Raw genomic sequence first — 20082 nt, 5'->3', positions numbered from 1 at the left:
TCAGAATTCCATAATAATTTTGCCGGCAAAAATCTTCTGACTGGTACCGTCCGCTTGCATGCTTCTAATGCTGTGTTTGATGGCGGTTTCCAGCTCCGGGCAGTTACAGTGACTGGATAAGCCCATATAAATCGGCTGGGGTTTTACCAGCTCAGCTGAGAAGCTAATTTCTTTAAGTTCTGCGGCTAATTCGGGATGATCCTTTAACACTGCCTCCACCTGACTGGGCGGCAACAAGGCTGCATCTATGCGTTGTTTTGCCGTCATTTGCAAAGCGGTCAACACTGAGTCGACCTGCACCAGCTGCCTTTTTTTCATGTTATCCACTACGATTTGAATTTCTGGCGCTACTTTGTAAGTTCTTACTGTAGCCAGCGTCAAAGGTGACAACTGCCCAGGGCTGTCCAGTCGCAGATTTTTACTATGGGCGTAATACAGCCGGTCCGGCCAACGGGCACCAAATTGAAGATAATGAATAAACGGATTGCCTGCAGCGGGTTTGAGAATACTGATCATCAGATCCGTTTCTCCTGACTTCATTTGGGCAAAACAACGTGATGAAGGTGTTTCTGCACTGGGGATCAGGGTAAAGTTGGCTCTGCGGGCGATTTCCTGTAAATACAGCACCGACGGACCTTCCGGCTGTTTAGTTATGGCATTAAAACCATAAAATCCCGGAAAATTTCCAAGGCACCAGCGAAGCTGGGGCTTGGCGTCCACAGGATTAAACAGTGAAATAACAAGGGCCAGCCATAACAACCTATACATCTTTCTGCACTCTCCCTGACAACAGATCTCAACACTGTATCCGCATCCATGCCGCTTTCAGCTGATCTTTAGTAGCGGCTAAATCAGCGGAAATCTTTAGTTTTTTAACCTAACTGCACTCTATTACGACCCATATCTTTTGCCTGATACAAGGCATAATCAGCCCTTTTCAAAATTGAATCTTCATCATCCTGCGGCTGGTATTGGGTGACGCCAAAACTGATGGTAAAGGCAGGTAAATCAGCATCTTCCAGACTGGCGATAGATTGTCTGAGCATTTCAGCCAACTGACAGGCCGCTTCGGCTTTTTGTTGTGGCAATAAAATCACAAACTCTTCGCCGCCTAATCGGAACAAGCTATCAGTTTTTCGTAAGCGCCTACTGATATTTTCTGTTAAAGATTGCAATACTTTGTCACCCGTATGATGGCCAAACTGGTCGTTCACTTTCTTAAAGAAGTCCACATCCAACAGCGCAATACTAAAAACACTGCCACGTTCTGCCAGGCTCAACTCCATGCGAAGTTGCTCATCCCATTTATGCCGGTTAAAAGCCCCTGTTAATTTATCCCGGGTTGCCAGCACCAGCAGTTGTTGCTCTATTTCCTGCCTGTTGCTGATTTCCTGTGATAACCGCTGCACCATCATTTTCAAGTCGTGCTCAAGCTCTGTCAGCTCATCCTGATGTTCAGGCTGGTGAAAGACCGGGCTGGTGATAGGCTCACCCTGTTCAATCGAATGATGCACATTTTTAATTTCGGCCTGAATGCGGCCAATACGCAGGCGGAAGATCTGCAAAATATAAAAAGTCAGGTATAAACCTATCACAAAAGCACAAAAACCCAGGCCAGTGTTAACCAGCATAAATTCGTTTTCGTGTTTGTCGGTGTAGCGGCTGGCTTCGAGTGTCAGCTTTTCCATATGCCGCAAAATGGCGACAATGCTTTGATCTAAACTGGCCGCCTCTTCTTCAAACTTCAGCCATTGCTGGTTCGTAGTGTGACCTTGCTGTAAGGCTAGTTTCAGCTGTTGTTCAAAGCTGTCACTTTGCTGATGAAACTGTTCGATGCTGGCCAGAATTTGTTGATGTTCAGCCGCAGCAAAACGTACCTGATGCTGTTGCAGACTTTTATTCAGCACCCGCTCGGCTTTCGCCAGTATCAGCTTCAGCCCATCCCGCTGCGCCGCAAAAGCCTGCTCAGGTTTGAGTGCTACTTTGGCATGTTCGCCTTTTAAACGGAATTGCTCAATCAGCAAATGTTGCTTTAACTGCATCATTTCCAGCTCGCTGACCATCTCTGTCAGCGGCACATCAATTTCTGCCACTTCATGCATCTCAGCGTCGATCAGTTTGAGTTTGTAGATGGAGTAGATAATGACAACAAATAAAAAAGACAGCAGCACCACCAGTAAACCACTGATTTTTCGCTGTAAGGATGCATTAAACCATTGTTGCATAAGAAGTTCCGTAAGAGCAGAGCATTGCCGTGCTCTGAGTCTTGAGCCTGCTTAAGGGAGAGGGCTCTGTAGTTGTATACTATCTTAACGCTAAATGGCTGATTTGCAGAATAAAGTCGGGCCAGCTACAAAACTGGCGATGTTCGTAAAGCCCCTTCCTGAGCTGAAAAGTTTCACTATTGGAAACTCAATACATTAAGTTGCTAAATGGTTTATTTATTGTTAATAAATGCCGTAGTGTTGCCGGGAACACAACAACCGGAGTTTCTATGAACTTACTACGCAGTTCCATCAAAGTATTAACTTGTGCCCTGTTATTGCCTTTGTCGTTATCTATTGCTGCGCAAAGCGAACCGAGCACCACACTGATGCTGACGAAAAAAGCAGGCAACACCTATCTGAGCTGGTCAACTGATGTGCAGGAAGTGGCCCGACAGGAAATTTACCGCAGCACCAGCAGTGTTTTTGAACAAGCTGAACGTATTTCAGTGTTAGATCCTTATCAGAAAGTGGCACAGGACAGTGGCTTTGATCCGAATCAGGATTATTGGTATTGGCTCAAAGTGGTGGATGCTGATGGTCAGGAACATCTTTCTAACTTATCAGCCACAGTACCTCAACTGAGCTTTCAGCCTTTTGCTACCACAGCCAATGCCAGCCGCTGCAAAGCTGGCGCAACCTTCGAAAATGAAAGCATAGATTGCGGCGGTATCACAGTAGGCAGCAGTTGTGCCAGCGATGCTGAAGGCCAAAAGCCAGTGATCACGCTGAAAAATGCGACAGTGAAAAACCTACGTATTTCAGCCAGCGGCGGAGCCGACGGTATTCATTGCAGCAGCGGCAACTGCACTATTGAAAACGTAGTCTGGGAAGATATTTGTGAAGATGCAGCCACCAATAACGGTAAAACCATGACAGTTAAAGGCGGTATGGCCTTTAACAGTGCCAATGGTCCTGGTGGTAAACCTGACAAAGTGTTTCAGCACAACTCAAAAAACAGCACCACAGTGCTGACAGGCAACTTCACTTTGACTGGCGAAAACGGCAAATTATGGCGCTCTTGTGGTGACTGCACAGACAATGGCGGCCCACGTTATCTGACGATATCCGGTATTACCATTAACGGCAAAATTGGCAGCATTGCAGGGGTAAACAGCAACTACAAAGATGTGGCCACTATCCGTAATCTGAAAATTAAAGATTATGCAGCAGGCAAACCGCCTGTCTGTGAACACTATACGGGTGTGAAAAAAGGCCAGGGTAAATCTGTTAAAGACAAAGAATACTGGAACAGCGCCAGCTGTAATGTCAGCAAAACGGACGTGACTAAGCTGTAATTTATTGAAAATGGGGTCAGATCACATTGTTAACAGTTAACAATGTGATCTGACCCCAATTTTATGCTTAAGCCTTTCTGAAGTTCACCAGCCGGTATAAAGCTGGCAGCACCAGCAAGGTCAGCAACGTAGAACTGATAATACCGCCTATCACCACAGTAGCCAGTGGCCGCTGAATTTCTGCACCTGTGCCTGTATTAAAAGCCATAGGCACAAAACCCAGACTAGCCACAAGCGCTGTCATCAGCACCGGCCTTAACCTCGACATAGCGCCTTGTTCCAGTGCAGCCAAAAGCTCCAACCCTTGATCACGCAGCTGGCGGATAAAACTGACCAGCACTATGCCGTTCAGCACTGCTATACCAGACAAGGCAATAAAACCAACGGCGGCTGAGATCGACAACGGCATATCGCGCAGCAGCAAAGCGAATACGCCGCCTGTCAGTGCCAAAGGTACACCACTGAAGACCACTAAGGTGTCCCGCACTGAATTTAACGCGCCGTACAAAAGGCCAATGATCAGCAGCAAGGTTAAAGGCACCACTATGCTTAAACGTTCTGTCGCCGACTGCAACTGCTTAAAGGTACCGCCATAATCCAGCCAGTAACCGTCCGGCAAAGGCAAATCCTGCATACGTTGCTGTACTTCGGCGATAAAACTGCCGAGATCGCGGTCTGTGACATTGGCTGTCACCACCACATTACGTTTGCCACTTTCCCTGTTGATTTGGTTTGGGCCTGTGATTTCCTGGATAGTCGCAATTTCACCTAATGGCACATAACGTAATTCAGGTGAATCATCGACTGGTAAAGTCACAGGAATACGCGCCAAAGCTGCCGGGTCTTGGCGTAGTTCTTCAGGCAACCTCAGCACCAACTTAAAGCGCTTATCACCCTCGTACATCTGCCCGACCTGACGGCCACCAATAGCGGTTTGGATCAACTGCTGCATTTGCGCTACGTCCATACCCACTAAAGCTAAATGGTCACGCTGTGGTTCTATCGACAGCAAAGGCAAACCAGCCGACTGTTCCATTCGGGCATCTTCAGCACCAGGCACAGCAGCAAGCACTGCTGCGACCTGCTCACCCACTTCGGCCAAAACATCCAGATCATCGCCATACACCCGCACTGCCACATCAGTACGAACCCCGGCAATCAGCTCGTTAAAGCGCATTTCTATTGGCTGAGTAAATTCGTATTTATTACCAGGAATTTGCTCCACTAAAGAGCGTAATTCGTCTTCAAACTGGGCTTTGCTTTTCGCCGGATTGGGCCAGTCCTGCTGGTTTTTCATGATGATAAAGGTATCAGCGACATTAGGGGGCATAGGATCTGTCGCCACTTCAGGCGTGCCAATTTTTGAGAACACCCGCGCTACTTCAGGCAAAGTAGCAATGTCCGCTTCCAGCTGCATTTGCATTTGTACCGACTGGCTCAGGCTGGTGCCAGGAATACGCAAAGCATGCATAGCAATATCGCCTTCATCCAGTTGAGGTAAAAACTCAGAGCCCATTTTACTGGCCGACCATAAAGCGCTGGTCAGCAGCAGTATCGCAACACCTGATACTAACAAGGGTGTTTTAATCGACAGCGCCAATAAAGGTTTATAGGCTCTGCGCAAAGCCAGCATTAAGGCGTTTTCTTTTTCCGAAATTTTGCCACTGACAAACAAGGCAATAGAGGCCGGAATAAAAGTAATAGCCAGCACTAAAGCACCTAACAAAGCTGCTATGACGGTAAAGGCCATAGGCTGGAACATTTTGCCTTCGACGCCACTTAAGGCAAAAATCGGCAGGTACACCAGCATAATAATAAAAACCCCAAACATAGCGGGTGTCATCACTTCTTTGGTGGCTGCTAATACCACAGCAGAGCGTTCTTTTAAACTAAGCAAACGGCCTTGCTGATGCTGAGCTAAACCTAATTGGCGTAAGCAGTTTTCGACCACTATGACAGAGCCGTCGACGATCAGGCCAAAATCAATAGCGCCTAAACTCATCAGGTTGCCGCTCATTTTATTGGCCGCCATACCACTGATGGCAAACAGCATACTTAAGGGAATCACAAGCGCAGTTAAGAGTGCAGCCCTGACATTGCCGAGAAACAAAAACAGGATCACCACCACCAGCACAGCCCCTTCCAGCAGGTTGGTTTCCACTGTTCTGATGGTTTTATCCACTAAGGTAGTTCGGTTGTAATTGGCTTCAGCAATAACACCTGCAGGTAAACGTAAGTTGATATCATCAAGACGACTGGCGACTTGCTGCGATACAGTGCGGCTATTTTGCCCCACCAGCATCATCACTGTGCCCAGCACCACTTCGTTACCATCCTGTGTCGCGGCACCGGTGCGAAGTTGTTTGCCTATAGCGACATCGGCTACATCTTTTACCCGAACCGGGCCATCATCACGTTTGGCAATCACCAGCGCTCCGATGTCCTCTAAAGATTTCAGCTGGCCAGGCGATCGGATCAGCCACTGCTCGCCGTTCCGCTCAATATAACCAGCACCGACATTGCTGTTGTTTTGCTCCAAAGCTTGCGCCAAATCATCCAGCGTCAATTTAAAAGCCAGCAACTTCACTAAATCAGGCGATACCTGATATTCGCGGACATAACCACCAATGGTATTAATTTCAGTCACACCCGGCACTTTCAGTAGCTGCGGCCGTATGACCCAGTCCTGAATAGTGCGTAAATCCTCCGGGTTATAAGCAGAGCCATCAGCTTTTTTTGCATCAGGCACGGCTTTGACTGTGTAGGAAAATATCTCGCCCAAGCCTGAGACTATAGGCCCCATTTCCGGATCTATATCAGCTGGTAGTTCGTTTCTGACATTTTGCAGCCGCTCCGACACTTGTTGTCTGGCCCAATAAATATCAGTGCCTTCAGTAAAGACGACCGTCACTTGCGACAAACCATAACGGGATAACGATCGGGTGTATTCCAGCTGTGGCAAGCCCGCCATCGCCGTTTCAATGGCATAAGTAATTCGCTGTTCGGTTTCCTGCGGTGAAAAACCTTCAGCTGCGGTATTAATTTGTACCTGCACATTGGTGATATCAGGCACGGCATCCACTGGCAAACGTGATGCCTGCCAAAGGCCAGCTGCGGCCAATAACAGCGTCAGCAACATGATCAACACAGGCCTTGCCAGCGCTGTTTTTAATACATTGTTTATCATCAGAAGCTCCTAGTGATCATGGCTGGCGCCAGACTTCATCACGTCGGCTTTGAGGATAAAACTATTAGTCGTGGCGTACTGCACACCTTGCGGCACACCGGATAACACTTCAACCTGGTTATCGTCAGCGCGACCTAGTTCAGGCATACGGATTTCAAATACATCCCCTACTTTGATAAAAATCACGGTTTTGCCATTCCATAACTGCAAGGCCGATTTTTTGATCACCAAAGCTGCATCCACTGTCGCCACTGTGACATCGGTTTTGACATGCATACCAGGCCGCCAATGGCCGTCCGGATTGGCTAACACACCACGGGCGCGGGCTATATGACCACCCGTCATTTGTGGAGCTATGTAGCTGATTTGACTGACTGCAGATTGATGGCCATGTAAGTCTTTGACCAAAAATTGTTGCCCCAGCGTCAGCTGTTCTGTATCCGAAGGGAAAGCCGACATTTCGATATAAACCGATGAAAAATCGCTGATTTCCACTATCGATTGCTCTGAAATTTTGGTGCCAACACTGACATATTTAGCTGTTACTTCACCTGCTGCTGGCGCAAAAACATTGTAGTTTTTTAAGCTCACCGGGTTTTGCACTGTGGCAAGCAGCTGACCTTTAGTGACTTTATCGCCGACTTTCACTGCCAGTTGTTGCACCACACCTGCATAAGCAGCTCCCACCTGATACTGCTGCTCTGGTACAGGCGCTACGACACCAAATAAATGCAGCTGAGTATGAATTTGGCCTGGCTGGGTTTGCTCCAGCTCTATGCCGGCTTTTTGCACAGAACGCGCTGATAACTCAGTGCGGCCTTCAAAAGAGTCGTAATGCCATTCGAAATTTTTGCCCTGATAACTGGCGCTGATTTCTACTTCAAAGGAATGAGGTTCACGGATCACTGTATCCCCCAGCCAATAATCCAGTTCAGGGCTGAAGTTAATCAGTTCTGCTGGCTCGCCTAAACGCTGCAAAGTCACCTGCAGTTTTAGCTCCGGGGTTTTGATTGGCTCGCCGTTTTGATACAGATACACACGCAATTCTGGCTCTACTTCAGTTTCGTAAATAGTGACTTCCAGAGCAAAGTCATCTTGAGTAAGCAAGCGCCCGCCATGTGGGCCTTTAGCCGCTTCTGCATGCTGATGTTCAGCCTCGTCGTGCTCATCACCATGGGCACTGACAGTAGCACTAAAACTAAGGCTAATAGCGAGCACTAGAATAGATATAAACCGGAAAAAATTCATTGAGAAAGCTCCTGTTGTGGAGGAAGAGAGGATCCGCTGTATTGCTGAGTGAAGGCTTGTGGACCATTCACTACCATAGGTAAACCGGTCAGGCGTTCCAGTTCTAACAGCTGCAAATGCAGAGCGTATTGCAGGTCAATGACGTTGCGTTTGGCTAGCAATATCTCCTGCTGCGCTGAGAGTAAGTCGGTCATATCAAATACGCCTTGCTGATAACCAACCAACATCTGATCCAGTACTTTTTGCGCAAGCGGGATAACGGCTTTTTGATAATCGCGGATCTGCTCGCTCAGCTGAGTCAGTTGCAAATGACTGCGCTCTATTTGCAATTGCAGTTGCTGCATGTTCTGTTGCTGCTGCAGCTTGGCTTGTTCGGCCAAAGCTTCGCTGGACAAAATGGCGCCCTGATTCGGATTTTCCAGCATCAACGGCATACTGACCTGCAACACAAAAGCATTGTCGTTGCTTTGTTCATTGCGCCGTAGTCCTGCGCCCAAAGTTAAATCAGCCTGACCTAAAGCTTTGGCGAGCTGCAACTGACTATCCAGCAACCTGTTTTGCGTCAGCCACCATTGCAGCTGTGGCGCTTGTTGCAATTGGGTCAACACATCAGCGAGTTGAGGCAAAGTGGGAAGCACAGTTAAATCACCGGATACCGCATCAAAGTCAGGCGCCTGCGCCCAATGACTAGCCAGCAGACGCAAGTTAACCAGCTTTTCAGCCGACAGACTTTTCTGCTCCATCCGGCTTTGCAGTACTTTCAGTTCCAGCCTGGTGATATCGGCATCTGTCACATTACCCGCTTTGGCGCGTTGTTTTGCCGCTTCAAGTGCTTGTTGCTCAGTGGCAATTTTTTGCTCTGTCCACCTGAGCAAAGCCTGCTGATGCAACAACTGCAAAAAGCTGCGCATAGTGGCCGCCAGAGCATCCACTTTATCCAGCTGATACTGTTGCTCTGTTAATTTGCTTTGCCATTGGGTTAGCTCAAGTCGCTTCTGACGTTTATCACCCAGCTCAATCAGTTGGCTCAGGCTTAAGGTCAGTTCAGCGCTTTTAACACCAGAGCTGTCGCCCGTACCCAGCACATCGGCCAGTTCCAGCTGAAGTTCAGGGTTAGGCCGCATTCCGGCACTGATAGCAGCTGCATCATTGATACGCTGCTGATAGGGATACAACTGCAAGCCTGGGCTTTGCACTAGCGTGCGTTTTAAGGCTTCGGCAAGGCTGAGTTCTGTCGCCTGGGATGGATTAACCCACAGCCAGAGTAAGGCCAGCAGCATAAAAGCCGCGTGGCTAAATTTTATAGTCATAACTACATCCAATAAATTATTGAAATATACCCGTCGTCCTTGAAGCTGCGGCTTTGTTGACTGCGCCATTTCGCCCCAGTCACATAGGTTTACTATGCTCCTGGTGTCTCACTGGCTTGTCGCCTCCCCGTAACTTCAAGTTACTTGGGTATAAAATTGAAAATCTAATTTTTAAATCAATATTTACTGATTAGGCGGCGGTACTGGCGGGCTGTAAGTGGTGGTAATTAAAGCGTATTGAGCTAAAGCTGACGCCTTATGCACAGCAGGAGCTGCAGATACCGAATAAAGTTCGGCTATATAGCAAGCAACATGAGCATGAGTGGGATGATGGTCGTCGTTATGTGCTGCCTGATGTTCTGCAGCATCTTCTGCGTTTTCGTCGGCACTTGCTTCAACAGCACAGTGCTGATGTTCAGTGTGACTGGAATTGTCCAGTACAGAAAACGGATGATCCTCCGCCGGTAAATGCATAACAATGCTTTCACAGGCCGAAACGGCGTGATTCAGCATAATCAGCATTAACAACACAAAGCGGAGAATGGGTTTTGGCATAAAGCCCTCGATAAGAATTGTTCTCATCATAGCCTTAAACCCTGCACAAACTCAAGCCAGCAAATTGGGGTCAGATCACATTGTTAACTGTTAACAATGTGATCTGACCCCAATTTAAGTTTTACCTGTGCAGCTGGCCTGATCGCTCTGGCTGATAAACCAGTTGCAGCACCTGGATAGGCTGTATCTCACCATCCGGCATAGGCCAATGAATTTGATCGCCTTCACTAAGGCCTAGTAAAGCTGAACCTACAGGCGCCAATACAGATACTTTATCCCCGCTTGCATCCAGATCCTTTGGATAGACCAGCGTCAGACAAGGTTCTTCACCTGTTTTTAGTAAACGCAGCCGCACTGTGGAATTCATGGTCACTACATTGGCAGGCATAGCTGCAGGTTCAACCACAGCCCCACGGTCCAGCTCCTGTTCGAGCTGCAAACGAGCCGGATCTGTGGCAGGTAAGCGGCTTAACAGTTGATCTAACCTGTCCAGATCCAGACTGGACAGTACTATGTTTGGTAAAGCTGGTTCAGGCAAAGCCTGTTTAGCCAGAGTTTGACTCATGGTTTTCTCCTGTACAAAAGGGCGGAAAGCCGGTGGTTGTTTCACCGACATCAGGTCACATAACATAAATCTCAGGGTACGGCGAAACAGCGTGACTTCGGCCACTTCACCGACATTTTTGCCAAGTAAAGCGGCACCTAAAGGGGACAACACGGAAATAAAACCCTGCTCTGGTTGCTCCTGCTGTGGATACACCAGAGTCAGCCATACTTCAGTTTGATCAGATAAGTCCAGCAGACGAGCAGAACAGCCCGGCAACATGCCGGTTTCACTTAAAGCTTTGCGTTTGCTTTTTGCAGCCGATTCCAGTTGCAGCAGCAGCTGTTGTAATTGCCAGGGAGGCAGCGGCTGAATAGCCGAACTTGCCATAAAAAATACAGCCGACACATCGGTTTTACCCGATGCATTTTTGGTAAACATAGTCATTCCAGACTCCGGAATTTATATAGTCAGAAAATCAGGGGATATAAAAACCTGCCGACCCCATAAAGATGGAGCCGGCTTAAGAATGGAAGACGGTAAAAAAAGCAGCGTGATAAGACGGCGACTTTATTGCTGTTTTGAACAAAATAACCTCCGTCTAGTTGCAATGGAAAAGGGAATTCGATTGCAGACACCATATAGCATTTAGCAGCAAAACTCAAAGCCACCGCTTGCTTTGTGCCTTATCCCACAGATCTGTGGTTAAAATCAGTCCATGCTCGGTGATCTGGTCATAACACGGAGTACGACATGAGCTATTTTACCACCAAAGACAATACCCGGATTTATTACAAAGACTGGGGCAGTGGCAGCACCGTCATTTTGATCCACGGCTGGCCTTTATCATCAGACAGTTGGGAAGATCAGGCTATAGCGCTGGTCAACGCCGGTCACAGAGTGATTGCTTACGACAGACGAGGTTTTGGCCGATCATCCCAACCCTGGCATGGTTACGATTACAATACATTAGCCGATGATTTGGCGGCTTTGATCAGTCACACAGCCGTAAACGATGTTGCACTGGTTGGTTTTTCGATGGGCGGTGGTGAAGTAGCCCGTTATATGTCACGGTTTGAAGGCAAAAGAGTTGCAAAAATTGCGCTGATATCTTCCGTTTTACCCTTTCGTTTACTGACACCGGACAACCCAAGCGGTACTGACGCCGCCACTTTTGAACAAACTGCTTTGGCATTAAAAACCGACAGACCGCACTTTTACACTGCGTTTTTCCAGAAGTTTTTTGGCGTGAGTTTATTGTCCAATCCTGTCAGCTCCGCTTATTTAGACTGGATGCAGGGTATAGCTATGCAAGGCAGTTTACGTGCAGCCTTGCAGTGCCTGAACTCTTTTTCTTCAACAGACTTCAGAGCAGATTTAGAGGCCATTGAAGTGCCTGTGCTGGTGATCCATGGCACAGAAGACGCCACAGTTCCTATTCAAAGCTCGTCCCGTTTAATACGTAACTTTGTACCTGAGGCTGAACTGATTGAATACGACGGCGCGCCTCATGGTTTATTTGCGACGGAAAAAGATCGCTTAAGCCGGGATTTAATCCAGTTTTTAAAAGCCAGTCCTGATGTAAAACTGTAACTCCAGTAAATAACCTGCTCTGAAACAGAGCTCAGGCACCAGAGTAAACTAACTGCTTCGGTGCCTGCTTCACTGGGTTTCCTTTTGTTACTGCACCAGCAACCATTCATAAAATCAGAACCTAATCCGCTATTTTTACTATTTTCTATTGCCGCCATTAATGCTTACACTTTATGCAGAGGCTAACAACAGCAGCCAATTCCTTTGTATTTAACTGACTAAGCAGGGACAAAGCATGAGCATTACGACCAAAAGCGCAGAACTGGAGTGCAACACAGAAGGCGGCTGTGACGCCATTGAACTGGTGATTACCCCACGTTCTACAGATTTAGGCGATTTTTCTGTACGTCGTACTTTGCCGAATAAAGAACGTCAGATGGTAGGGCCCTGGATATTTTTTGATCATATGGGACCAGCCGACTTTCCGGCAGACAAAGGCATCAGCGTGCGGCCACATCCACATATTAATCTGGCGACTGTCACTTACTTATTTGAAGGCGAAATTCTGCACCGCGATTCACTGGGCAGCAAACAAAGCATTAGCCCGGGCGATATCAATCTGATGGTGGCGGGCAAAGGCATAGTGCATTCAGAACGTGAACGCCCTGAAGTGAATGGTGTACCCCATCGTTTGCACGGTCTTCAGTTATGGATGGCTTTACCTGCAGAATTTGAAGAAATAGATCCGGCCTTTTACCACTACCCAAGTCGTGATATTCCGGCGGCCACTATAGATGGCGTGTCGCTGCGGGTGTTAATAGGTGATGCTTATGGCCTGGTGTCACCGGTAAAAACCTATTCAGACACCTTGTATATCGAAGCTGATTTGCAGGCCGGTCAACGCCTTGAGCTGGCGAATGCAGAAGAAAGAGCTCTGTATGTTGCCAAAGGCCAGTTGAAGCTCAAAGATAAAGTGATCAACCAATATGACATGGTGGTTTTATCCGAAGCCGAAGGCGTGGTGATTGAAGCCACACAAGACAGCAGAATAGCGCTGATTGGCGGCAAGAACTTAGGCCCACGTTTTATTGAATGGAATTTTATTTCCAGTCGCAAAGAGCGGATAGAACAAGCCAAGCAGGATTGGCTGGCCGGTAAGTTTCCCAAAGTCATAGAGGATGAAGTTGAGTTTATTCCATTGCCGAAGTAAGTCGAAAAGCAGTCAGAGCCACAAGCTCTGACTGCTGATTTATCACCCGGAATTAAGGTAAAGCTGCAAAATCTATTAGCGGTGCATTGCTGCTAGCTGGCAGCTGCCACTCTGTCCCAGCTGCTGTAGTTTCGCTGAAAAAGCCACAGTTTTGCAGCAGAAAACCCTGCTCTGTGACTCCACCTTTGTAATCCAGCCTGTTGCCTCTGTCGCCTGTGTTGTCGACACTAAAACTGGCTTTACGGTTTTGTGTCCAGTTGCCCGCAGCATCTGCGAACCACTGGCTGGGGAAATAAACTTTACGGCCTGTATCCCCTGTTTCAGGAATAAAGTTTTCCAGAAAAGAATGCGGCCTTTCTATGTTGCGCTGCGTATCCGGCCTGCTAAAGCTGGCGATCAGTTGCCATTGCCCTGACTCTGGTGGATAAAACCAGGCGCTGTAATGGGTATGATTGTCCGCTTGAGGTTCGGCTTTGAGTAAAAAACGATAGCGGGTATCGGTTTGCCATGGGTAGCGCAAGAAACTCTGACCGCCTGAACCTTCGTTGCCAAACTCACCTGTTTGTACATCAGCACCTTTACGCAACATCTTCACCTGATACTGTTCCGGGATGCTGGTTGGATCGTCGGTTTGATAAGGACTCCAGACCGAAAATAATACCCGGCGCTCTGTGGCAGAATTGACCTGAATACCAAAATAGCCGTCGGCAAAACCATTGGCCATAAAATAACTGCCTAACGTATCGCTGCCAGACGGAATTTCCATTTCGCTGTAAAACCAGCGAACATCAGTGTTTTCCGGCAATTGATAAGTTAAATGCACTGAAGGGCCACGCCGCCCCCAATAGACTTCATCTTTAATGTAACTGGCATTGGCCGCAGCAGAACCGCCAAAATTCAGTTGGCTTAGCTCAGCAAAAGTCTGGCCACTGCTACTCAATCCCCGCAGCAGAATTTTCTGATAACCACTTTGGGTCACCTGAAAACGCCCTACAGCATGTTGTTTGCTGGAACTTCCGCTTAAAGTGACAGTGTGACTTTGCTCGCCTAAACTAACCTCCAGCTTTGATTCACCTTGAGTTACCAGGCCTGTTAAGGCCAGATCCAGCTCTCCTGTTTGCGGTAAATGCAGATACACAGCCAGCACGTCATCACCCTGTTGCCAGTTTTGAATACCCTGCTCTGTCACTATAGTTGCTGTGGCAGCTGCATCACCATCGACCCAGCTATTAGCGGCCAGACTCAACTGGTAAGGCAAAGGCTGTTGTGTTGGTGCGGCAACTACCGCGGCCTGTTCTGTGGAGCTGCCGCCACAGGCCGTTAAAAAAATAAGGCCCGAAAGGGCCATTGCATATCGAATCATACCGTTGTCCTGCACTGTTATCCGGTTTGTAGGGGAGGGGCTTGTCCCCTCCCGGTTTATGATACCGCGGTGCCCATTGACGGGCCGGGACAAGCCACGGCCCCTACGCCCCCGTATCAAATCGCCATCCAATCTGATACCTCAACAGGTCAGAATCAGAAGCTGCCGCGCACACCCACAGCCAACTGAGTGCCAAAACGCTCCAGATAGTTGACCTGATCTTCACGTTTGACATAACCCCAGTAGCGGCTGTTGCTTAAGTTGCTGGCTTCCGCAAAAACCGTCAGACCATGCATGATGTCGTAACTGACACTGGCATCCAACTGACCATAAGAAGCTATCCATGACGCACCGCCCCAGTCTTCCGGGTTAGTCACAAACTTCGAACGCCAGTTATAGGCTAAGCGGGCCTGCACCCCATACTGCTCGTAGTAAACCACAGCGTTGTAGGAGTTTTTCGACATGCCCTGGAATGGCAGGTTTTTCGCTTTTAAATCAGGATCATCGTAGCTGCTGTCGACATAGGTGTAGTTCAGCTGGAAACCTAAGCCATTAAAGGGTTCAGGTAATAACTCTTGTAACGACTGTTGCCAGGCCATTTCATAACCTTCAACTTTAGCGCCGTACTCACCATTGACTGAGGTGGTCACCAGATAATCTGTACCCGCTACATTGGCGGCAAACTTACCTTCAGTGACAAAAGACTTAATGTCTTTAACAAAAACACCACCACTTAAAGCGCTGCTTTCGCCGTAATACCATTCCAGTGTTAAATCAGCCTGGTTGGCTTCTTCTGGTTTAACACCAGGATTGCCCATAGCCAAAGTGGGTAAACCTTGTTCGCGGACTGTGAAGTTTGGTGCTGCCCACGAGCGCAGATAATACAAAGAAGGACGACTTAACACCTGAGCCGCAGAAAAACGCACCAGCAACTCGTCCGTCAGGTTCAATTTGAAGTTTAAGCTTGGCAATATATTGTTGTAGCTGTCGTCATAGCTGACAGGCAATACCTGACGCCAGTCGTTGTTCGTGGGTAAGCCACCGGCATCCAGCTCTACTTTGGCTAAATCGTAACCAAAACCTGAAGAGGTGACATCGGTTTTGCTGCCGCGTAAACCTAAGTTCAGCATAGAAGACAAACCAAAGAGTTCTGGCTCCATAGTCACTTGTACAAAAGCTGTGCTGACCGCTTCTTCTACCTCGTAGCTGCCCGCTCTGTCCTGCACAGCGACTATGCTTTTATCTGCCGCTTCAGCATTGATACCCCGGTAATAGGCCAGTAGTTTGTCGTAATCAAAACTTGGCCAGGGTGAAGGAGATAAGCTGTTTTCACCGTCGAGGAAATTATCAAAATTGGCTGGCACAAATACATCGGCCGGAATGCGGAACAGCTCAAATTCACCTTTCTGGAACACAGTGCTGTTATCAAAAGCATAACCGTCGCGGGTTAAATAAAAACCACCACGACTAAACTGACTTGGATTGGCAGACGCAAACTGATTTTGACCTTTTTGCTGGTTCACATAAGTTAAACCTGCATCCACTTTAGTGATCAAGCCATCTTCAGGCAGGTAGGTGCTTAATAACTTCAGATCGCTGATTTTGTCCGTCACACCTGTACCTGAGTTGTAGCTGTAATGCGCGCCATAATCCTGATCGGCAGTTAAGCCCGGGCTTATCACCACATCAGGCAGCTTGTTACCTGAGCTGTAATCAATGTCGATGGCGTCAACAAAACCCCTGGCTACAATAAAACGGTTATCGCCTGCGTTTTGATCTTTGGCTTCTGAATAAGCGGCATCAACAGTAAAAGACCACTGCTCGTTGTATTGGTACTTGGTATTTAACCCCAGTTGGTAGGTATCAGTTTTACGCGGAGTACTGATGTTCAGTAATTCCACCATAGTGTTGTCGCCGGTCTGGCGCATTTTGATCACGCGATCCATATCGTCAAAAGTTGCGTCGCTGAATAACGGTGTGCCAGGGGTATGGGTCTCATCATAGTTAACAAAACCAATCTGATAGCGGTTACCGTCTGTGTTGTAGCGGGAATACAGGCTGTCAAAATTAATGTCGAGCTGGTCTGTTGGTCGCCATTGCAAAGCAAGCGTAGCACCTAAACGTTCACGCACATCCTGCGCATTAGCGAAGTACATGTAACTTGGGATCTTAGAGGCATAAGTTTCGCCCGTATCTATCACACCGTTTTCATTGGTATCGACCGGCACACCTGCGCTATCCACGCCCCAGCCCTCGTCTTCATCAAAAAAACCTGAGGCTGAATAGGTATCGGCCCGCAGCGTTTTCTTCGAATAGACAGCAGAAAACAAGCCACCAAAAGTGTCGTCTTCGTTTTTCTGACCATAAATAAAAGATGCATGCGGGTGCGTATCTTCAGTGCGTGATTCGTAAATACCTTTGGCAGAAGCAGAGATCGTCGTGCCATCCATATCCAGTGGCTTACGGGTTTCAATATCGATCACAGCGCCAATACCGCCCTCAGGCAACTGTGCTTCAGGGGATTTATACACCCGAAGCACACTGACTAACTCGGAGGCTATGGTGTCGAAATTAAAATCACGCCCCGCATATTCAGACGCCAGTTTACGACCATTCAAAGTGGTGATGTTGTAACCACCTCCTAAACCACGCACCAGAATATTCTGACCTTCTCCACCGTTACGGGTAATGGTAATACCCGGAATACGCTGCAAAGCTTCAGCTAAGTTTTCGTCCGGAAACTTACCTATATCGTCCGACACCACTAAATCCACCACGCTGGTGGCATTTTGTTTCTGAAACAATGACTCTTTGATACTGCTGCGAATACCAGACACCTGGATCACTTCAACGTCTTTATCGTTTTTAGCAGCAGCTTGTTGTTCTGGCTGTACTGAGGTTTTGCTTTCAATGGCACTGCTTTGTGCTTGTTCTGCTGAGGCTTGCCAGCTTAAACCTGCCAAGGCAGCGCTGATGGCCAGACTAAGCACGGCCGGTTTTGTTGCGACTCTGTTCATGTGTTCCCCGCTCTGGTGTTTTTATAATTACCCTGGATTACGCAAGACAACGAAGATAAATTTAACTTGCGATAATTTACTTATAGCGCTAAAAAACACTAATGATCAACATCGAAACACAAAAAAACTTTTATTTATTTTCTTTTCATGCCATGCTAGATTCAACTGAAAGCAGCTGCAGAGCACTGAAACCCGCTGCAAGGCTAAATAAATCAAAGCCTTTCACTAAAGCAGGGGCAAAGTTATGGACTTTCGAAAGCTTTCGAAACTAAAAACGGCATGTTATGTTCAGCGCATCACTTCATTGCATGAACAGGAAAACAAATGGACAACTTAAACACCATTGAACGGCAACAAGAAATAGTCCGGCTAACTCAACAGCTGGGCAAAGTGGCAGTCCGACAACTGGCCGATCGTTTTGCGGTGTCTGAAGTAACAATTCGAAGCGACTTAGCAGTGCTGGATCAGAAAAAGTTGTTGGTGCGATCACGTGGTGGAGCACTGATTAACAATGAACTGAGCCGTGAGTTGTCGTTAAAAGAAAAACGCCATTGTTATTCGGCATTAAAACAACAGCTGGGTGCAGCAGCGGCAGGCTTGATCCGCGATGGCGACAGAGTGATTTTAGATTCTGGCACCACAACACAGCAGGTCGCAGCCAATTTAGCCGGACATAAAGATCTGATTGTGATGACCAACGGCTTAAACATTGCGATGGAGCTGGCACAAAGCGAAGAAGTGGAAGTGATGCTAACAGGTGGTTTATTGCGCAAAAAGTCGATGTCGTTTTACGGCAATGTAGCGGAAAAAAGCCTGCGCGATTACAACTTCAACAAATTGATTTTAGGTGTGGATGGCTTTGATTTAAAAGCAGGTTTAACCACTCACTTTGAAAAAGAAGCCAGTTTAAACCGGCTGATGTGTGACATCGCCAACGAAATTATTGTGGTGACGGATTCGTCCAAATTTGACCAGCGCGCTTTCCATGTGATTTGCAGCAGCACCAACATTCACAGCCTGGTGACGGACAGCGGTATACCTGAACACTATGTGGAACATTTAACAAAACAAGGTGTGCAACTGCACATCATAGAAAAAACTAACTTGTAACTAACCCCCAAAGTCACAGCAATAGCGGGCCTGGGGAATAAGGGGAGCTTTATGTCTGGATTTGATCGTCGTTCATTTTTAAAAGCATCTATGGCTACAGCGGCAGTTGGAGCTTTAGCAGCCTGTGCTAAAAGCAACGGCAGCAGCACTGGCATCACCACTAAACCAAAAGGCAAATCGGTGATGGGTTTAGTGGTGCCGAAAATGAATGAAGTACGGGTTGGCTTAATTGGTGTGGGTGAACGTGGCACTGGTTATGTTGATCACTTCAATAAAATTGAAGGCGCCCGTATTACCGCGATCTGTGATCCTGACTCCCTAGTGCTCGACCGTGCCCGCAAAAAAATGGCGGAGTATGGCAATACAACAGCAGCCTATTATGGCAATGGGGATTATGCCTACCGGGAACTGCTTAACCGTAAGGATGTGGATATTGTCGTGATAGCCACACCATGGAAATGGCACCATCCTATGGCCAAAGATGCCATGCTGGCTGGTAAACATGCTTTTGTTGAAGTGCCTATGGCGCTGACACTGGAAGAAATGTGGGATCTGGTCGATACAGCAGAAGCCACTCAGCTGAACTGCATGATGATGGAAAACGTCAATTATGGTCGTGACGAACTGATGGTTTTAAATATGGTCCGTCAGGGTTTATTTGGTGAACTGCTACATGGCGAAGCGGCCTATATCCACGAATTACGCTGGCAGATGAAAGAAATAGACCGTAAAACCGGCTCATGGCGCACTTTGTACCACACTAAGCTGAACGGTAATATTTACCCTACTCATGGTTTAGGTCCTGTGGCTCAGTACATGAATATCAACAGAGGCGACCGTTTTGACTATTTAAGTTCAGTCAGCTCACCTGCCTTAGGTCGTGCCGCTTATGCCAAACGTGAATTTCCGGCCGATCACCCACGTAATAAACTGAAGTACATTCATGGTGATATCAATACCAGCGTGATTAAAACCGTCAAAGGCCGGACCATTATGATCCAGCACGACACCACTACACCACGGCCTTACTCCAGACATAACCTGATCCAGGGTACGAACGGTGTTTTTGCCGGTTTCCCTAACCGCATTGCGCTGGAAAGTGGCGGCATATCGGATCAAAAGGGCAGTTACCACGATTGGGATATGAATATGGAGCCGTGGTACAACAAATACGATCACCCGCTGTGGGTTCGTATGGGCCAGGAAGCTGAACGTAATGGCGGTCATGGTGGTATGGACTTTTTAATGTGCTGGCGGATGATTTATTGCCTGCGCAACGGTGAAGCTTTGGATCAGGATGTGTACGACGGCGCAGCCTGGTCAGCCGTATTGCCTCTGTCAGTGGCTTCAGTGTCTGATCGCAGCAACTCCAAAGACTTCCCTGACTTTACCCGTGGCGCCTGGCAAAACGGCATACCACTTGGCATTGTAGGGAAAAGCTAA

14 protein-coding genes and 1 pseudogene are annotated in these 20082 nt (G+C 47.7%); 5 read left to right on the top strand and 10 right to left on the bottom strand.

Annotated elements, in window-relative coordinates:
- Both LSG34_RS11860 and LSG34_RS11855 read right to left on the bottom strand, forming a co-directional pair.
- The gene (locus LSG34_RS11860; protein ID WP_233009308.1) at positions 1-768 is read right to left on the bottom strand and encodes a substrate-binding periplasmic protein; all 768 of its coding nucleotides are present in this window, start codon (positions 766-768) and stop codon (positions 1-3) included.
- 104 nt (positions 769-872) lie between these two features.
- A complete protein-coding gene (locus LSG34_RS11855) occupies positions 873-2225 on the bottom strand; it encodes a GGDEF domain-containing protein (protein ID WP_233009307.1) in 1353 nt (450 codons plus the stop codon).
- Between the two features lie 269 nt (positions 2226-2494).
- On the opposite strand from LSG34_RS11855, the gene LSG34_RS11850 reads away from it, so the two are divergent.
- On the top strand, positions 2495-3562 hold the full coding sequence (locus tag LSG34_RS11850) for a pectate lyase (protein WP_233009306.1): 1068 nt from the start codon (positions 2495-2497) through the stop codon (positions 3560-3562).
- A gap of 67 nt (positions 3563-3629) precedes the next feature.
- On the opposite strand, the gene LSG34_RS11845 is transcribed toward LSG34_RS11850, so the two are convergent.
- The 6 genes and pseudogenes from LSG34_RS11845 to LSG34_RS11820 all read right to left on the bottom strand — a co-directional run.
- Complete coding sequence (locus tag LSG34_RS11845) at positions 3630-6749, bottom strand: efflux RND transporter permease subunit (protein WP_233009305.1); 3120 nt, start codon at positions 6747-6749, stop codon at positions 3630-3632.
- A 9-nt stretch (positions 6750-6758) separates the two neighbouring features.
- Complete coding sequence (locus LSG34_RS11840; protein ID WP_233009304.1) at positions 6759-7997, bottom strand: efflux RND transporter periplasmic adaptor subunit; 1239 nt, start codon at positions 7995-7997, stop codon at positions 6759-6761.
- Positions 7994-9307: a TolC family protein gene (locus LSG34_RS11835; RefSeq protein ID WP_233009303.1), complete on the bottom strand. Its 1314-nt coding sequence runs from the start codon at positions 9305-9307 to the stop codon at positions 7994-7996. The genes LSG34_RS11840 and LSG34_RS11835 overlap by 4 nt, the downstream gene beginning before the upstream one ends.
- A 183-nt stretch (positions 9308-9490) precedes the next feature.
- The gene (locus tag LSG34_RS11830) at positions 9491-9892 is read right to left on the bottom strand and encodes a cobalt transporter (RefSeq protein ID WP_233009302.1); all 402 of its coding nucleotides are present in this window, start codon (positions 9890-9892) and stop codon (positions 9491-9493) included.
- Positions 9893-9983: 91 nt separating this feature from the next.
- Entirely contained in the window at positions 9984-10427 is a 444-nt protein-coding gene (gene rnk, locus LSG34_RS11825) for a nucleoside diphosphate kinase regulator (RefSeq protein ID WP_233009332.1), read from the bottom strand.
- A 93-nt stretch (positions 10428-10520) separates the two neighbouring features.
- Positions 10521-10688, bottom strand: a pseudogene (locus LSG34_RS11820) (GreA/GreB family elongation factor); the annotation flags it as partial.
- 471 nt (positions 10689-11159) lie between these two features.
- Here LSG34_RS11820 and LSG34_RS11815 point away from each other — a divergent pair.
- Positions 11160-11999: an alpha/beta fold hydrolase gene (locus LSG34_RS11815; protein WP_233009301.1), complete on the top strand. Its 840-nt coding sequence runs from the start codon at positions 11160-11162 to the stop codon at positions 11997-11999.
- A 235-nt stretch (positions 12000-12234) separates the two neighbouring features.
- Positions 12235-13149: a pirin family protein gene (locus LSG34_RS11810; protein WP_233009300.1), complete on the top strand. Its 915-nt coding sequence runs from the start codon at positions 12235-12237 to the stop codon at positions 13147-13149.
- A gap of 52 nt (positions 13150-13201) precedes the next feature.
- On the opposite strand, the gene LSG34_RS11805 is transcribed toward LSG34_RS11810, so the two are convergent.
- Positions 13202-14512 (bottom strand): DUF3472 domain-containing protein, encoded by a 1311-nt coding sequence (locus LSG34_RS11805; protein WP_233009299.1) that lies wholly within the window; start codon positions 14510-14512, stop codon positions 13202-13204.
- 155 nt (positions 14513-14667) lie between these two features.
- Positions 14668-17529, bottom strand: coding sequence for a TonB-dependent receptor (locus LSG34_RS11800; protein ID WP_233009298.1), 2862 nt, complete (start codon positions 17527-17529; stop codon positions 14668-14670).
- A gap of 324 nt (positions 17530-17853) precedes the next feature.
- Between LSG34_RS11800 and agaR the strand changes: the two genes are divergently transcribed.
- Together agaR and LSG34_RS11790 are read left to right on the top strand one after the other, a co-directional pair.
- Positions 17854-18639: a transcriptional repressor AgaR gene (gene agaR / locus LSG34_RS11795; RefSeq protein ID WP_233009297.1), complete on the top strand. Its 786-nt coding sequence runs from the start codon at positions 17854-17856 to the stop codon at positions 18637-18639.
- A gap of 51 nt (positions 18640-18690) precedes the next feature.
- Positions 18691-20082 (top strand): Gfo/Idh/MocA family protein, encoded by a 1392-nt coding sequence (locus tag LSG34_RS11790; protein ID WP_233009296.1) that lies wholly within the window; start codon positions 18691-18693, stop codon positions 20080-20082.

Source organism: Rheinheimera faecalis, assembly GCF_021290965.1.
Classification (GTDB): domain Bacteria; phylum Pseudomonadota; class Gammaproteobacteria; order Enterobacterales; family Alteromonadaceae; genus Pararheinheimera; species Pararheinheimera faecalis.
Note: the sequence above shows the minus strand (reverse complement) of the source record. Positions and strands in the feature narration are given on the sequence as shown.

Excerpts from the sequence above, each read along its gene's own strand:
- LSG34_RS11860 (WP_233009308.1), bottom strand. The coding sequence starts at position 768 with ATGTATAGGTTGTTATGGCTGGCCCTTGTTATTTCACTGTTTAATCCT.
- LSG34_RS11855 (WP_233009307.1), bottom strand. The coding sequence starts at position 2,225 with ATGCAACAATGGTTTAATGCATCCTTACAGCGAAAAATCAGTGGTTTA.
- LSG34_RS11850 (WP_233009306.1), top strand. The coding sequence starts at position 2,495 with ATGAACTTACTACGCAGTTCCATCAAAGTATTAACTTGTGCCCTGTTA.
- LSG34_RS11845 (WP_233009305.1), bottom strand. The coding sequence starts at position 6,749 with ATGATAAACAATGTATTAAAAACAGCGCTGGCAAGGCCTGTGTTGATC.
- LSG34_RS11840 (WP_233009304.1), bottom strand. The coding sequence starts at position 7,997 with ATGAATTTTTTCCGGTTTATATCTATTCTAGTGCTCGCTATTAGCCTT.
- LSG34_RS11835 (WP_233009303.1), bottom strand. The coding sequence starts at position 9,307 with ATGACTATAAAATTTAGCCACGCGGCTTTTATGCTGCTGGCCTTACTC.
- LSG34_RS11830 (WP_233009302.1), bottom strand. The coding sequence starts at position 9,892 with ATGATGAGAACAATTCTTATCGAGGGCTTTATGCCAAAACCCATTCTC.
- rnk (WP_233009332.1), bottom strand. The coding sequence starts at position 10,427 with ATGAGTCAAACTCTGGCTAAACAGGCTTTGCCTGAACCAGCTTTACCA.
- LSG34_RS11815 (WP_233009301.1), top strand. The coding sequence starts at position 11,160 with ATGAGCTATTTTACCACCAAAGACAATACCCGGATTTATTACAAAGAC.
- LSG34_RS11810 (WP_233009300.1), top strand. The coding sequence starts at position 12,235 with ATGAGCATTACGACCAAAAGCGCAGAACTGGAGTGCAACACAGAAGGC.
- LSG34_RS11805 (WP_233009299.1), bottom strand. The coding sequence starts at position 14,512 with ATGATTCGATATGCAATGGCCCTTTCGGGCCTTATTTTTTTAACGGCC.
- LSG34_RS11800 (WP_233009298.1), bottom strand. The coding sequence starts at position 17,529 with ATGAACAGAGTCGCAACAAAACCGGCCGTGCTTAGTCTGGCCATCAGC.
- agaR (WP_233009297.1), top strand. The coding sequence starts at position 17,854 with ATGGACAACTTAAACACCATTGAACGGCAACAAGAAATAGTCCGGCTA.
- LSG34_RS11790 (WP_233009296.1), top strand. The coding sequence starts at position 18,691 with ATGTCTGGATTTGATCGTCGTTCATTTTTAAAAGCATCTATGGCTACA.